Annotated in this window: 13 protein-coding genes; all 13 read right to left on the bottom strand. The window is 40.9% G+C overall.

The features are described from left to right. On the bottom strand, positions 1 to 873 hold the full coding sequence (gene mutM / locus BOD01S_RS15145; RefSeq protein ID WP_036156278.1) for a bifunctional DNA-formamidopyrimidine glycosylase/DNA-(apurinic or apyrimidinic site) lyase: 873 nt from the start codon (positions 871 to 873) through the stop codon (positions 1 to 3). Positions 874 to 882: 9 nt separating this feature from the next. Beyond that, positions 883 to 3,513 carry a DNA polymerase I gene (polA, locus tag BOD01S_RS15140; RefSeq protein WP_036156276.1) on the bottom strand — a complete coding sequence of 877 codons (2,631 nt, stop codon included), beginning with the start codon at positions 3,511 to 3,513 and terminating at the stop codon, positions 883 to 885. Between the two features lie 93 nt (positions 3,514 to 3,606). Then, positions 3,607 to 4,044, bottom strand: coding sequence for a DNA polymerase I (locus BOD01S_RS15135; protein WP_233153085.1), 438 nt, complete (start codon positions 4,042 to 4,044; stop codon positions 3,607 to 3,609). Positions 4,045 to 4,337: 293 nt separating this feature from the next. Next, on the bottom strand, positions 4,338 to 6,017 hold the full coding sequence (locus tag BOD01S_RS15130; protein WP_036156274.1) for a methyl-accepting chemotaxis protein: 1,680 nt from the start codon (positions 6,015 to 6,017) through the stop codon (positions 4,338 to 4,340). Positions 6,018 to 6,029: 12 nt separating this feature from the next. After that, on the bottom strand, positions 6,030 to 7,145 hold the full coding sequence (locus BOD01S_RS15125; protein ID WP_052124910.1) for an ATP-grasp domain-containing protein: 1,116 nt from the start codon (positions 7,143 to 7,145) through the stop codon (positions 6,030 to 6,032). A gap of 180 nt (positions 7,146 to 7,325) precedes the next feature. Beyond that, positions 7,326 to 8,357 carry a protease modulator HflC gene (gene hflC / locus BOD01S_RS15120; RefSeq protein ID WP_036156272.1) on the bottom strand — a complete coding sequence of 344 codons (1,032 nt, stop codon included), beginning with the start codon at positions 8,355 to 8,357 and terminating at the stop codon, positions 7,326 to 7,328. Continuing rightward, complete coding sequence (gene hflK / locus BOD01S_RS15115; RefSeq protein WP_036156270.1) at positions 8,344 to 9,303, bottom strand: FtsH protease activity modulator HflK; 960 nt, start codon at positions 9,301 to 9,303, stop codon at positions 8,344 to 8,346. The genes hflC and hflK overlap by 14 nt, the downstream gene beginning before the upstream one ends. Before the next feature lie 361 nt (positions 9,304 to 9,664). Beyond that, entirely contained in the window at positions 9,665 to 11,209 is a 1,545-nt protein-coding gene (pnpS, locus tag BOD01S_RS15110) for a two-component system histidine kinase PnpS (protein ID WP_036156267.1), read from the bottom strand. Beyond that, positions 11,206 to 11,916 (bottom strand): response regulator transcription factor, encoded by a 711-nt coding sequence (locus BOD01S_RS15105; RefSeq protein WP_036156265.1) that lies wholly within the window; start codon positions 11,914 to 11,916, stop codon positions 11,206 to 11,208. Before BOD01S_RS15105 ends, pnpS begins: the two co-directional genes overlap by 4 nt. Before the next feature lie 45 nt (positions 11,917 to 11,961). After that, a complete protein-coding gene (locus BOD01S_RS15100) occupies positions 11,962 to 12,396 on the bottom strand; it encodes a MaoC/PaaZ C-terminal domain-containing protein (protein ID WP_036156263.1) in 435 nt (144 codons plus the stop codon). Between the two features lie 191 nt (positions 12,397 to 12,587). Further along, positions 12,588 to 13,526 (bottom strand): malate dehydrogenase, encoded by a 939-nt coding sequence (gene mdh, locus BOD01S_RS15095; protein ID WP_036156261.1) that lies wholly within the window; start codon positions 13,524 to 13,526, stop codon positions 12,588 to 12,590. Between the two features lie 561 nt (positions 13,527 to 14,087). Continuing rightward, entirely contained in the window at positions 14,088 to 15,350 is a 1,263-nt protein-coding gene (gene icd, locus BOD01S_RS15085; protein WP_036156257.1) for an NADP-dependent isocitrate dehydrogenase, read from the bottom strand. A gap of 79 nt (positions 15,351 to 15,429) precedes the next feature. Continuing rightward, positions 15,430 to 16,545 (bottom strand): citrate synthase, encoded by a 1,116-nt coding sequence (citZ, locus tag BOD01S_RS15080; RefSeq protein WP_036156255.1) that lies wholly within the window; start codon positions 16,543 to 16,545, stop codon positions 15,430 to 15,432. Positions 16,546 to 16,634 lie beyond the last annotated feature (89 nt).

Raw genomic sequence — 16,634 nt, 5'->3', positions numbered from 1 at the left:
TTATTTTTGACAGCTCGGGCAGTACGTTGATGTCCGCCCTGCAATAACGACTGATTTGGTAGCTTTCTGACATATCGGGCAGGTTTTTTTACTATACATTTTTAAACGGTTTTGCATACTGCCTGCGCCCCCATTCACACTCCGGTAATCAGAAATAGTCGATCCGCCGTTTTCAATACTCTCCCTTAACACAGCACAAATTGCCTGAAAGAGCTCAACTTTACGCCTTTTGCTGATTTGATTCGTTTTCCGGGTAGGACGAATTTGCATCGCAAACAAGCTTTCTGTTGCATAAATATTGCCGCATCCCGAAATGACATGTCCATCCATAATTACTTCCTTAATCGGCTTGTTCGCATATTTCGGCAGCTCGCTCTTTTGAAGAAAATGCTCGCACGCCCCCTCATCAAACGGCTCTGGTGCCATTTGCAGCAGCGGCGGATGATCTGCCTCTTCTTTTAGGAAGCGCAGCTCACCGAAGCGGCGAATATCCGAATAAACAAGCAGTTCACCTGTATGAAGTGTGAAAATCGCATGCACATGCTTACGAAATTTTATCTCTGTAATGTCCTGTACATCTTTTACGACAAACCATGCTCCGGACATACCGAGATGGCTCACCATTAAAAATGTCTCTCCGTCTTTTTCTAGGTGAAAGAAAATATACTTCGAGCGGCGTGCAACCCGGCAAATTTTCATTCCTGCCATCACGAGCTCGAAGTCAGCCGGGTCCCCATTTTTAACGATACATTGCTTCCCCTGCGCCGCGCCGCTGTAAATGACTTCTGACAGCATAACGCCGTTAATTGTCTTCCCTTCGACAAGCGGCTTCAAATCCCTGACGACACCTTCAACTTCTGGTAATTCTGGCATAATGACTCCTTACTTTGCATCGTACCAAGTCGGACCGTATGAAAAATCTACTTTAAGCGGTACTATTAATTCGATCGCATTTTCCATTACTTCTGGTACGATGCGCTCTAATATTTCGACTTCTTCCGTTGGTGCTTCGAAAATCAATTCATCATGAACCTGCAGCAATAGCTTTGTCTGTAGGCCTTCTTCTTTTAATCGCGCATCAATATCTATCATAGCTTTTTTAATGATATCTGCCGCACTTCCCTGAATCGGTGTATTCATCGCTGTACGCTCAGCAAAACTCCGCAGATTGAAATTCGAACTATTGATGTCAGGCAGATAGCGTCTGCGGTTCAAAATAGTGGTTACAAAGCCTTGCTTCTTAGCATCTTTTATAATGTTATCCATATATCCTTTTACGCCTGGGAAGCTCGCCAAGTAATTCTCGATAAATTCAGCGGCCTCTTTTCGCGTAATATCAAGACTTTGTGACAATCCGTAATCACTGATCCCATACACGATACCAAAGTTAACTGCTTTTGCTGTACGGCGCATATTTGATGTTACTTCTTCAGGTGAAGTGATTCCAAATACATTCATTGCCGTTCGTGTATGAATATCCATGCCTTCCCGGAATGCTTCCACCAATACCTCATCCTGGCACATATGTGCTAATACACGAAGCTCAATCTGTGAATAATCGGCGGCAAACAGTACCCATTCCGGCTTTGAGGGAACAAATGCTTTTCGAATTTTACGTCCTTCTTCCAAACGGATCGGGATGTTTTGCAGATTCGGATCTGTCGAGCTCAGGCGGCCTGTAGCGGTAAGTGCCTGCTGGAACCGTGTATGCACTTTTGAATCATCTTTATGCACTACTTTGATCAGCCCCTCGATATACGTTGATCTTAGCTTGGCTAACATACGGTAATCTAAAATATGTTTGACGATGATATGTTTGGACTGTAACTTTTCCAATACGTCCGCCGCTGTTGAGTAGCCTGTCTTTGTCTTTTTGATGGCCGGTAAGCCTAACTTTTCAAACAGGATAACACCTAATTGTTTCGGCGAATTAATGTTAAACTTCTCTCCAGCCAACTCATAAATTGTGCTTTCGATCAGCTCCAGCTTCTGCGCCAGCTCGTCGCCCATTTCCTCCAGCGACTCAATACGAACCGTTATGCCTTCCGACTCCATTTTCCCTAATATACGGGCAAGCGGCAGCTCCAGATTTTTATACAGCTCAAATTGCTCATTTTCTCTCAGCTTTTCTTCCAGTACAGGCTCTAGCATGAAGACAGCTATGGCTTTTCGGGCGACATGATCCGCAAGCTCTGTTTCATCAGGCCGTGTCCATTTAGCCCCTTTTCCATAAATCGCCTCGTTTGACTGTACATCCGTATAACCGAATTCTTTTGCTAATGCTTGTACATCATCCCCAGATATAGAAGGATCTGCAATATAACCGGCAAGGCTAAGATCGAACGTAACACCTTTCAGCTCAATACCTTGACGCTGCAGCATGGCCTGTGTTGCCTTACTGTCTGCCATCAGCTTTTCTTTTGTTTCATCTTCCAGCCAAGATTTTAGTATGTCATTTGAAAAAGCATGCTCGATCGGAACATATATCGTCCGGCTGCCGTCTGTTAATGCCATACCTAAAGCATCACAATCATGATAATGATCATTTTCCAGTTCTACATGGACCGCCATTTTATCAGCAAGCATGTGCGGTGTGACCTCTTCTACAATCTCCACTTCAATTGCTTGCTGCTCTGTTGCCGTCTCGGTAAAGTCGCTTTTATCGATCAAAGACTTAAAGCCCAGCTCACGCCAAAGTGCGAGCAGTTCTTCTTCGTTCGGACCGCTATACGAAATATCGCCAAGCGTAATGTCTATCGGTGCCTCAGTATAAATTGTGGCCAGCTTTTTAGACATATGTGCCTGCTCTTCATTTGCTACAAGCTTTTCCTTCATTTTCGAGGCTTTCATACTATCAATTGCCTCGTATAAGGCCTCTACGGATCCATACTCCTTCAACAGCTTAATGGCCGTCTTTTCTCCGACCCCCGGCACACCCGGAATATTATCGGAAGAATCGCCCATCAGCCCTTTCATATCAATAATTTGATACGGTGTAAGTCCGTATTTCTCCTCGATATGCTCTGGTGTATATTTCTCAATATCTGTAATTCCCTTACGTGTCACATAGACCGTAATATGCTCATCTGCAAGCTGCGTTAAGTCTTTATCTCCGGATACGATTATAACGTCCATCTCATCTTGCACCGCCTGTTTAGCAAGCGTTCCAATAATATCGTCCGCTTCATACATCGGCAATTCATACCGCTTAATGTTATATGCATCAATGAGCTTGCGGATGTATGGAAATTGCTCCGACAATTCAGGAGGGGTTTTTTGTCTCCCTCCTTTATACTCACTATAAGAATCATGCCGGAATGTTGTCTTCCCTGCATCAAACGCTACGAGCATTTTTGTCGGCTTTTCCTCCTCGACAATTTTTTGAAGCATCATTGTAAAGCCAAATGTGGCATTGGTGTGGACGCCCTGGTCGCTCGTTAAAGGCGGCAAAGCAAAAAAAGCACGGTACGCCAAACTGTTGCCGTCTAAAAGAAGTACTTTCTCCTTCGTCATCGTATCTCCTCCGTTAATTCATCTCTTCTCTATTGTAAAACATATGTACGGTTTTACAAAATAAAAAAAGATGCCTGCTTAAAAGCAAACATCCTACTTTAATTTTTTAAATTTATATTGTTCTGCTACTTCCTGATCTTCTACAAAGAAAATTTCTTCATAGATAACTGTCAGGAGGAAAGCATTCATAAACGAGAATACAATATATAAAGGCATGCCGCCTAAATCCAACGACATTAATCCACGGGCAAATGTTTCTACAAAACCGACTTGGGCGAAGAAGAAAATCATCCCGATCCCTACTTGCCAGATTGGTCGTTTATCTTTTCTTTTTTCAAACCATAATACTTTTTTGAAGGAATTACGCACATCCTCCGCAATCACGAGACTTAATGCAAATACAACAATAAAGAACACCGGAACTGTTAAAATTTCGATATTCATTATGCTAAAGCCGGCTTGACTGTACCAAGCACTGACTGAAGCGGCCATGGCGAACGACAACAATACATTTTGAAAAAACTTGCTCAATGTATATTCCCCCATCTTCATCTCTGCAATCTAGTATAACAAGATTTTTTTACTATTATAAGAGATTTTTTGTCTATTTATTGAAGGAAATTACTAGGATACTCGGAAATATTGCTAGACTCCTTTTTTCTATACATCGAAATACCCTCTAACAAAAGTATTTGCACCTGCTGTACGTTACGCCTGGACCTCTCCGGGTCAAAATCACATTTGGCAGTGTCTTGCAAAAAAGTATATGCTCTATCTATGGGACACCCTAATAAATAACTTACAGAGAAATTGGATCTACCCTTTTATAATTTAAATTTTGCCATTTGTTCGTTAAGCGTATTAGCCATGTCATTTAACTGTGTAGCAATACTGAACATTTCCTCTGTAGAGGCTGTTTGCTCCTCGACAGATGCAACAATTCCCTGTGCATGTTCTGATGAATCCTGCAGACGGTTAACAGTCATACTTGTTGTATGCATTACTTCGCTGGAGCCAGCTGCAATTTCTTCCACTGTTGCGGTAATTGACTGGATTTCATCGTTCATATTTTCGATCAATCCGACAATTTGTGTAAACGTTTCTCCAGCTGAATAAATTGTATCGCTTTCCCCTTCAATTTTTTCTACTACATTCGAAATAGCACCTAACGATTCATCCGAATCCACACGCATTTCCGTAATCAACTTCGAAATATTGCTTGCCGAATGGGAGGATTGCTCAGCAAGGGATCGGATTTCATCTGCCACCACTGCGAAACCTTTCCCGTATTCTCCAGCACGTGCTGCCTCGATTGCTGCATTTAAGGCAAGTAAGTTAATTTGGTCTGCAATGTTTGAAATAATTTTTGTTATTTCACTTACTTCCATTGATTTATTATTCATCTTCTCCGTAATAGCTAGGGAAGCACGGGCTGATTCATCAATTGTACGGATTCCCTGCACTGACTGCTGGATTGCTTCATTCCCAACAGACGCTGCCTGTGTTGCCTCATACGCTTTTTCCGACACATGATTCGTTGCTGTAGAAATTTCATTAATTTGGTTAGAAATATTGACAACAGCACTGTAGTTTTGATTAGCACCTGAAGAGATAAACTCCGTAGAAGCCGCGATTTCTGTTATTTTATCTGTTACTTGACTGGATGTGACCGTTAACAGTTCAAGACTTTCTGATAAGTTCGTAGCCCCTTGCTGGACATGCTCAGAAGTCGTAGAAACATGTGTTAATGTTTCCTTTAATTGAACCTGCATATTTCGGAAGCTCATACTTAGTTTTCCGATTTCATCCTCGCTGTTCACTGTGAATTCTTCCGTTAAGTCACCCTGTGCGATTTTTTCTGTATGTTTCAACAGTCTATTAAGCGGTGTATTGATATTTCTTGAAACGACAACCGCAATAACTATACCGATCAGAAGTGCCCCTGCTAGCACAGCAATCACTAAGAGCATTAATTTCCCTTTAAGATCAAGAATAAAGTCTGCGTCCGCATCTAGACCAAGCACAGAATCCGTACCTGGTATTTGCAGGAAGGTAGATAAATGATTACCGTAATCATCTTCATAAATTTCGGTAGTAATCATATCTTCTGTCGTTAAAGCTTTTGCCTGCTCTGCTGTAAAAGCTAGAGGCGTTAAATAATCATCCGCTCCACCGAGTACAAGAATTACTTCCTCTCCATCCACTTTACTCATAATATAGGCATTTTCAAGATCATATTCCTGTTGGAATTCATCAGTAATTTGCTTTAGCTTTTCATACTCCTCTTTATCCTCTTTCGCCTCTTCCACTAGATCCTCGTCAACTAAGGAACTATATTTTTCGAGCATTAATCCTAGGCTTTTCTCGTACTGCGGCACAACGTGATCTTGGATAAGAGTTGTCGTAATATAGGTTAAGATTGATCCAAATACAACACTTGCCAAGATAATCGGAATAATGACACCCGCTAAGATTTTCACACGGATAGATTTAATTTTCTTCATAATCTTTACTCCCTACTGTAATTGGTATTGTTTATAAGTGATAAATTTCATGAAATCTAAATTTAATATATGGTTATGTTCCGTTTCACCCTCACTCTTGAAAAAGATCACAGCAAAAGTAGCGCGCCCATCCAAAGGAAGAATACGATAATCTAGTATTTCTTTAAATTCTTTCTTTAAGGAGTGATGATCAATTGCCTCTATCTGTGCGGGTGTTATCCCTTTATCCATTTCAGCGCAGGTGAAGCTATAAATCGAATCATCCATTTCTGCTATAATGTTGTCCCATGCTGGCTTACGTCCGCTGAAATAATATTCATACGGATTAACACCGCAGGCAAAATAGCCCAGCTCTGTTGTTCCTTCTCCAGCAAATCGGAGAGGGTTTACTTCAATCGGGATGATTTTCTGGGCAGAATTGACCCGAAGCTCAATATGTAATGGCATCATTTTTAAATGAAGACTTTCGCCAAACTCTTTTAAATAACAATAAAATGGTGTCATATATGTAGAGAGCACAGCTTTGCTTATGTAGTAAATACGATCCCCTACATCATTGCTATCCTTAAATTTCCTTGCAAAAATATTTAAAATTACCGGCTCACCCTCTTCATCAAAATAAAAATCTACGGCGAACTCGTTCCCATCGATATATTCTTCTATAATAAATTGCATATCTTCTGCAGCGTCCGCTGTTTGACATGTATGTATAAATTGCTCTAATGATTTATTGTCATCAAACTTATAAACGCCTTCACTGCCGTAGCCGGCGATTGGCTTTAATACGATAGGAAAGGGCAGGCCTTCTCCTGCGTTTTTCTGCAATTCAGCCAGACTGCATGACCGATAAAAGAAATCCGGGTATTTAGAAGCAATTAATTTTCGGAAAGCCATTTTATTTTTAAAAATATTTGCCATCCCCGTAATGTGATGGTTTGGCAGAAACTCATTCAGTGCTTCCATTCCAATTTCCGCATTCATAATTACCCCTGAGCGCACATCAAATTCCTGAAAAGTGGGGGGTGCTGACAGAAAACGGCCATGCGTTACATCAAAAATTGTGTCCTTAACTGTTGAGAGTGTTTTCTTCAGCAGCGGCGATACGTACCGAGTATCTAAAAATATCATATAAGATTTCCTCCTATGTAGTAAAATATAACTAATCTTTTCTCGTAAAATATATCTATTAGTCCAACGAATATTATACATAAAAATAGGAAATTCGGGATATTTTTAATTTTTCAGATTATTTAATAAAAAAAGGAAGATAAAGCCTCAAATTGGCTCTACCTTCCTATATAAACCTTTTTATTCCAAGTATCCTGAAAGAAGACGGGCATAAGGTGAGTCTGACGGAAGAATAATGACCGTGTCCTCCCCAATTGTCTTTTTATAAGATTCTAAAGTCCTGTATAAAGAATAAAATTCCGGATCTTTTGCAAATGCTTGATTGTATATTTTTGCTGCCTCAGATTCTCCTTCTGCTGTAATAAGCGCCGCATTCTTTTTAGCTGTTGCCAGCATTGATTGTACCTCTTGGTCAGTCTGAGCCATAATGCGATTTTTTTCGGCATCGCCTTCAGATAAATAACGCTGGGCAATTGACTCACGCTCAGAAACCATTCGTGTATAGACCGACTGTTCATTCTCAGCAGGCAGGTCGGTACGCCGAATTCGTACATCTACAACCTCTATCCCGTAATTGTCATTTTTCAGCAGCTCATTTACTTGCTCTGTAACCTCTCCATTAATAGAACCCCGGGAAGGATTCTCATCGTTTATGATAGCTTCATAATCCAACTGCCCCAGCTTAGTTCGCAAAGTGGAGTAAATAAATTCCTCCATACGACGCTCTGCATTCGGTAATGTACGGGCGTTTGAGATCAATGCCTTGGGGTCTACTACACGCCAAACAGCATAGTTATCAATAATGATACGCTTTTTATCTTTTGTATTGATTTCTTCCTCTGTCATATCATAGGTCATTAAGTTTTTCGGCAATGTTTCAATGCGCTGAATAAAAGGGATCTTCATATGAATGCCTGGTGTCTTCTGATATTTGACAACCTCCCCAAACTGGCGGACAACTTTGTATTCATTCTCTTTTACGACATACACGTTCGTAATAGCGATAAGAAGGATTGCAATCGCAACTGCCCCTACCACTATAGAAGTAGTCATCTGTTTTATATTTTTCGGCTTCTGGGATTTAGGAACAACTTGTGGATCAGTTGGCTGCGTGTTTTGCTGCTGCACATTCTCTCTTCTGTTAAGCGGTTTTTGACTTTTATTTCCGAACAGATTCCGTACAAAATCATCGAGGTTTTTATTGCTCATCATTTCCGCTCCCCTCTGTTTTTGGCTGTGTCTGGGCCGGCTGAATCGGCAAATATTTTAGTGTCTCCCCATTATCATTCATAATATAGATTTGGGCATTTGGCAGTACAGCCTCAAGCGTTTCAATGACAAGACGGTCACGGGTAATCGCCTGATTTCCTCTGTATTGCTCATAAAGCTTATCAAAGACAGCTACTTCTCCTCTCGCTTGTTCAATGCGGGCTGTTTTTTCCCCTTCTGCACGAGACATAATAGCTTCCTTTTCTCCTTTTGCTTCGCTTTCCTTTTGATTTTGATATTTTTCGGCTTCATTCATCTTTGTACTCTTTGTCTCACGGGCATCTGTTACTGCTGTAAAGGCCGCCCGTACTTCCTTATTCGGCAGCTCTACGTCCTGCAATTTCACACCAAGTACACTAATGCCGATATCGTATTTTTCCAGGAGTTCTACAAGTAAATCCCGTGTATGCGACTCGATATCTGCTTTTCCGTCTGTTAAGGCATCATCGATTGTTGAGCTGCCGATGACAGAGCGGATAGCGCTCGATGTAGCACTATGTAAAATTTCCTGCGGGTCCTGAGAATTAAATAGATATTTTTTCGGATCCACAATGCGCCACTGTACGACTAGATCTGTCAGGACAATATTTTCATCTCCGGTAATCATCTTTGCATCAGATCCGACGGTGTTAAGCGACCCGTCCTCTTTTTCTTCATAGCCAAACTTTAAACTGTATGTTTCCTTAGATAAAACCTCTGCTTTTTGAATCGGCCAAGGCAGCTTGAAATGCAGCCCTGGTTCATTGACGATATCTTTCGCCTGGCCGAAAGTAATGACGACGGCCTGTTCCGATTCATCGACTGTATACCAGGAAGTTGTGACAGCAAGAATAGCCAGTGCGGCAAAAAGAGTCAGGCCGATCCACATAAGTGTCCGTTTTGCACTCATTTTGAAACCCCCTTTTTTATGTATAGTACATATACGGGCTTTCTATGGAAAAAGATTCAAAAATATCAAAAATAAAACGAACGAAGGTCAGTAAAAGGCTTTCTTTTGCACTGAATTATAAGATTGACTCAACATAATAATGAATCCCCTACCGAAGAGTTACACGCAAAAAAGAGCCATTCAGAAAAGCTTTCTGAATAGCTCTATCGAAAAAAGCATGGAAAATAGGATGCTTTTTGGGGGGGAAAGGGAAAAGCCCCACTCACTTTTGGGACTTATTTTTATTCGAAACATGGGGGTTTCTAATCATTACTATAAACCCTCTTTTTTAATCTAGCGTTTCGATATTGTAAATTTCTTGTTAAGGTGTGTGGAGCGGGAGCATTACGCGCATCGTAGTTCCTTTTCCTACCTCACTCTCCACTTGTATTTTTCCGTGGTGTGCCTCTACTAAGTGCTTCACAATCGCAAGCCCAAGCCCAGTACCGCCCGAGTCCCGACTGCGTGCACGGTCTACCCGGTAAAAACGTTCAAACACACGTGGGATTTCACTTTTTTTGATACCAATTCCTTCATCGATAATTTCCACTACTCCCCATTTATCCTTTTCAAACACTCTAATCGTCACTGTCGTCTCTTCAAAAGAATACATGATGGCATTAAAGATGAGGTTAGTGAAAATCTGAATAAGACGATTCGCATCCCCTTCCACTACTACCTCTTTAGCAAATTCCACTTGGAACTGCATATTTTTCTCTTCTAGGCGCTGAGCTGTTAAATCTGCTGCCCTGACAAGCACTTCCTGCAATGGAGTTGGAATAATATCGACAGAAAAGCCATGTTGTTCAATTTTAGAAAGCTCCAATAAATCCTGAATAAGTATCTGCAGCCGATTGCTCTCCTGATGAATGATTTCCAAAAAGGACAATGCCATTCCTTCATCCTTATAAGCCCCATCCAGCAAGGTTTCTGAAAATCCCTTAATGGAAGTAATCGGTGTCCGCAGTTCATGTGATACGTTCGCTACAAAGTCTTTTCGAATCTGCTCCAGACGCACTAACTCCGATACATCATGCATGACGATGACAACCCCTAACCAGCGGCCGTGATCGCCTACTACCGGTGCCCCATACGCAAGCTTATACGTAATCTCCTGCAGCACTTCCATCTCAAGCTGCTTATGGTACGGCATTTCCGTTAGGAATACATGGTCAATAAATGACTCCAGCTCAGGCGGTAAATTAAGAGACAGGAAGCTTTTTTTCTGTACTTCTTCATAGCGGTAGCCGAACCGCTCTAAAAACACTTTATTAACGATCGATACGTGTCCCCCCCGGTCAATCATGAGAAGGGCACTTCCCATATTTTCAATCAATGTTTTTAAGCGTTCTTCCTCTATCTCGCGTATTTTCGTAATATCCTGTAAGTTTCGTGCCAATATATTAATGGAGTTTCTCAGCTCCACAACCGTTTTCGGTCCATTTGCAAAGGCTCTTGCCCGATAATTGCCCGCCGCAAGTTCATGCGCTGTCCTTGTGACATTTTCAATAGGCTCAACAAAATTGCGAATCATTTTTTTGGTCACAATACTAATTAATATAAACGAGATGGCAAGTATAAATAATAATACAACTGCCAGTCTTGCTTTCATTTCCGTAATAAAATCGTCTTCCAACTGCAAGCCATGCGTTTTTAATAGTGCCTGCTCCTGCGAATAAGTAATATCAATTCCTCGCTCTTCAATGACATCCATCATTCTCTGTTGGGCTTGTTCAGTATTTTCATTAATATAGGATTCAGCATAAAAAGGAAAAAGCTGACCTATTACAAAGCCTAGGACAGCTAAAATGATACCTACTAAACAAACAAATGAAAAAAACAAGCCATTGCTCATCGATTTTTTCATTTTTTCGGCTCCTCAAATTTATAGCCCAGCCCCCGTATTGTTTTAATGAAGACCGGCTTTCTGCTATTTTCCTCAATTTTCTCCCGTAAATGGCTGATATGCACATCGACAATACGTGTATCTCCGGCAAAATCATAATTCCATACGGCACTAAGTAGCTGGTCCCGCGTCAAGACACGGTTCTTATTTTCCAATAAGTAAACAAGCAGCTCAAATTCCTTCGGTGTAAATTCAAGCGATTCCTCACCAAGAAAAGCCTCAAATCGATCTGGATATACCCTTAGCTGCCCATACTCATAGGAGACTTCCGACTTTTCAGTCTCTTCTTCCAATGGTGATGGTGTAAATCGACGCAGAACGGCCTTCACGCGCGCTATGACTTCACGAGGACTAAAAGGCTTCGTCATATAGTCATCTGCACCAAGCTCCAGGCCAAGTACTTTATCAAATTCGTCATCCCGTGCCGTCAGCATAATAATTGGTATATTTTTCCGCTCACTGCGCAGTTCCTTACACACTTCCATTCCGTCTAATGTAGGAAGCATTAAATCAAGAATCATCAAATCAGGAGATTCCTTCATTGCCATCTGCAGCCCGACTTTTCCATCATGTGCAAGAAGCACTTGAAAACCCGCCTGCTCCAAATTATATTTTAACAATGTTGCAATCGATACTTCATCTTCTACTACTAAAATCGTTTTCGCCATCTACTACGCCTCCAAAAATGATCTGAAACCCCCATTTCAAACCCTTTAATATGGAGGAGTGACCTTCACAACACCCTCAATAATCGGTTCTTTATTCGCATTAAATGCTTGAATCCCCACGTCCACTACACGATTTAACATATCCACCCCATTGACCTGCAGAGTAAAATCAATGGTTTCATAATGGTATGCCGGCCTTAAAAAAGCGAGCTGCTGTTCTAAGATATGTGAGCCAGGTCCTGGCATATGCTTTGAAATGGCAGAGGTAATAATACCATTTAACATAATCGGCGGTACAATCGGTGCCTTAAATGGTGTGTCCGCTGCATATTCATGCTGGATATAGAGCGGGTTACTGTCATTAGTCAGCCCTAGATACAAAAGAAGATCCTTATCCTCTATTGTTTCCGTTAGATGCAATTTCTCCCCAACCAGTATTTCATCAATCTTTTTCCCTAACCTGCTTTTTTTTTGCAGCAAACATTACGCAACCCCTTCGTCTACTGAGATTACTTTCATAGTAACAAGTTTTAGGCAAAAGTACAATTAGCCAAACGAATCATCCAATGATTTTTAAGGCCAAACCAGCAATCACCTTACGCACAAAAAAGAGCTGCTAACAAAGCCCGTTAAAAACGGCTTATTAAACAGCTCTTTTTTGCAAAAGAAAATTAAGATAACACCTTCATGACGTTTCGCACTGCTTCTGCAGAAACATCCAATGCCGATTTTTCCTTTTCTGTCAGCTCAAGTTCAAAGATTTTTTCAATTCCATCAGCACCTAATAAAGTCGGTACGCCTAAATATAAATCACTATATCCATATTCACCTTCTAAATAAGCTACGGATGGCAAAATACGTTTTTGATCCTTCAAAATTGCTTCAGCCATTTCTATTAATGCTGCAGCAGGAGCGTAATATGCAGAGCCGTTACCCAATAGGTTGACGATTTCTGCACCACCATTACGTGTACGATCGACAATTTCTTCTAACCGGTCTGCTGGAAGTAATGTCTCTAATGGTATGCCGCCCGCAAATGAATAGCGAGTTAACGGAACCATCGTATCCCCATGCCCGCCTAATACAAAGCCTGTGATGTCTTTTACGGAAATATTGAGTTCTTCAGCAATAAAGGCACGGAAACGTGCTGTATCAAGGACACCGGATTGACCGATCACACGATTTTTAGGAAACCCTGTCGTCTTATAAACTGTATATGTCATTGCATCAACCGGATTTGTCAGCACTATGATGACAGCATTCGGAGAATATTTGGCAATTTGCTCAGATACTGAAATCATTACTTTCTGGTTGATCTGTACTAAATCATCACGGCTCATCCCTGGCTTGCGTGCAACCCCAGCGGTAATAATGACTACATCTGAATCAGCCGTATCTGCATAATCAGACGTCCCTTTTACATATGCATCATACCCTTGGACAGGCGCAGCTTCCCACATATCCAAAGCTTTGCCCTTCGTTGGATTTTCAGCTGCCGGTATATCTACTAGCACTACATCACCAAGTTCTTTTTGTGCCGCCAAAAATGCTGCTGTTGCACCTGTGAATCCCCCACCAATTACAGAGATTTTTTTACGTTTCAATGCCATGTGAATACGCTCCTTTATTTAAGATATAGATTTTACACTCTTCCCGCTTCTTACCCGAATCAATCATGTAAACAAAAGATTTAAGCCGGTATTATGTACTGCTTTTTGCTATACTATCCCACTGGATTATCGATTAGCACAATTGCCAGTTTCCACATCGTCTTCTAGGGCCATTTCATTGGCTTTACCATCATTTCTATTCTACACATTTCCTACTTTATCGAACCATGTGAAAATACTATAACAAGGAAGCTTTTCCAGCTTAAAAGCTTTTTTATCAATGGTTTTTTCTTTTATATATAAAGAAACAGCTTCCATTTTTAGTGTAGTGTATTCAGTTAAGAGTTTCAATATATGGACCTTAATCTTCCAATATTGTCCACATTTCCATATAAAAAGAGGGAAGAGACTAGTCTCTTCCCTCTTTTTGTACAAGGCGGAGTAAATTCTACACCTTACGTACAAAGCATCGCTGCTTATATAGAACATTTCCCTAATAATTATCCAAAATCAAGTAATTTGTGAGAAAATTCACATGTACTTACATGGAAAATCGGAGAATTATAGGTTTTCGATTAATTTGTTAGCGAACTCTGAGCATTTCACTTCTGTAGCGCCGTCCATTAAACGAGCGAAGTCATAAGTTACATACTTAGAAGAGATTGTTTTCTCTACAGATTTTGTGATCATGTCAGCAGCTTCTTGCCAGCCAAGGTGTTCAAGCATTAATACGCCTGAAAGTAAAACTGATGATGGGTTTACTTTATCTTGACCTGCATATTTTGGTGCTGTACCGTGAGTAGCTTCGAAGATCGCATGGCCAGTTACGTAGTTAATGTTAGCACCTGGAGCGATACCGATACCACCAACTTGTGCAGCTAATGCATCAGAAATGTAGTCACCGTTTAAGTTCATAGTAGCTACTACATCGAACTCAGTTGGACGAGTTAAGATTTGTTGTAAGAAGATATCAGCGATAGAATCTTTTACGATGATTTTGCCTTCTGCAACAGCTTTTGATTGTGCTTCGTTAGCAGCAGCTTCGCCTTGCTCAGCTTTGATTGCATCGTATTGGTTCCAAGTGAATACTTTGTCGCCGAATTCTTTTTCAGCTAAATCGTAACCCCAAGTTTTGAAGCCACCTTCTGTGAACTTCATGATGTTACCTTTGTGTACTAAAGTAACAGTTGGTTTGTTGTGTTTAATAGCGTACTCAATTGCAGCACGAACTAAACGCTCAGTACCTTCTTGAGATACAGGTTTGATACCTAAACCAGAAGTTTCTGGGAAACGGATTTTGTTAACGCCAAGCTCAGTTTGTAAGAAGTTTAATAATTTCTTTTGCTCGTCTGAACCAGCTTTGTATTCGATACCTGCGTAGATGTCTTCAGTATTTTCACGGAAAATAACCATTTCTACATCTTCAGGACGTTTAACTGGAGAAGGTACACCATCAAAGTGACGTACTGGACGTAGGCATACATATAGGTCAAGCTCTTGACGTAATGCTACGTTTAGGGAACGGATACCGCCACCGATTGGAGTTGTTAAAGGACCTTTGATTGCGATTAAGTATTCGTTGATTTTATCTAAAGTTTCTTGTGGTAACCATTCGCCAGTTTGGTTGAATGCTTTTTCACCAGCTAAAACTTCTAACCATTCGATTTTCTTTTCACCATTGTAAGCTTTTTCTACAGCTGCATCGATAACACGAGAAGCTGCTGCCCAGATATCTGGACCAATACCGTCACCCTCGATGAAAGGGATCACAGGATTATTTGGGACGTTTAACACGCCATTTTCTACTACGATTTTGTTCGTCATGAATATTTGCCTCCTATATTCGAAAATCCAGGACCGTGTAAAGCACACAGTCCTAGATTAGTTTAGCATATTTTCTAAATTAGCGCTCGTTGATTGGAACGTATTTTTGCATTCCTGGTCCAACATACTCTGCACGTGGACGGATCAAGCGGTTATTAGCATATTGCTCAAGGATATGTGCTACCCAACCTGAAGTACGAGATACTGCGAAGATTGGTGTGAATAAGTCATGTTCAATACCTAAAGAATCATAAACTGATGCTGAGAAGAAGTCTACGTTCGCTGGAAGACCTTTTTGCTCTACGATCATGTCGTGGATTTTCACTGACATTTCGTATAATTCCGGTTTACCAGTTAAAGCAGTCAATTTTTGAGACATTTCACGTAAGTGTGGTGCACGTGGGTCGCCTTTGCGGTATACGCGGTGACCGAATCCCATGATTTTCTCTTTGTTATCAAGTTTACCTTGGATGTAAGATTCTACGTTATCGATTGAACCGATTTCTGATAACATCTTCATAACTTGCTCGTTAGCACCGCCGTGTAAAGGACCTTTTAATGCGCCGATTGCAGCAGTTACACCAGAGTATACGTCAGATAATGTAGCTACACAAACACGAGCTGTGAATGTAGAAGCATTTAATTCGTGGTCAGCGTGTAAGATTAACGCTTTGTCGAATGCTTCGATTGCGATTGCTTCTGGCTCTTCACCAGATAGCATGTATAAGAAGTTAGCTGCATAGCCAAGTTCTGGTTTAGGAGCAATTGGCTCTAATCCTTTACGGATACGAGAGAAAGCAGTTACTACAGTTGCAATTTTCGCTTGTAAACGAATTGCTTTACGGTAGTTTGCTTCAGTTTCCATTACATCAGCTTCTTCATCAAATGTACCAAGTAATGATACAGCTGTACGTAATGCAGCCATTGGATGTACTGTGTTAAGCGGCATAGATTTGAATAGGTCGTAAATGGCAGCCGGCACGTCCATATTATCTGCTAATTGTTGTTTTAGCTCAGCAAGCTCGTCCGCTTTTGGTAAACGAGTATGCCATAGTAAGTAAATAATTTCTTCAAAAGATGCGTTGTTTGTTAAATCGTCGATGTTATAACCTACATATGTAAGTGTATCATCGATGATCGAACTAATTTTTGATTCCGCTGCTACGATGCCCTCTAAACCTTTAGTTGTTGACATAGTAAATCGCTCCTTCATGATTATAGTTGTTTGTAAGTGCTTTCTTTTTTCATAAGATAAAAGCACCTATAGTTCTGCTCAATGAACCT

It is taken from the genome of Lysinibacillus odysseyi 34hs-1 = NBRC 100172 (assembly GCF_001591965.1).
Taxonomy (GTDB): Bacteria; Bacillota; Bacilli; order Bacillales_A; family Planococcaceae; genus Lysinibacillus_B; species Lysinibacillus_B odysseyi.
The sequence above is the reverse complement of the archived record's forward strand: the minus strand, read 5'-3'. Positions and strand labels throughout refer to the sequence as shown.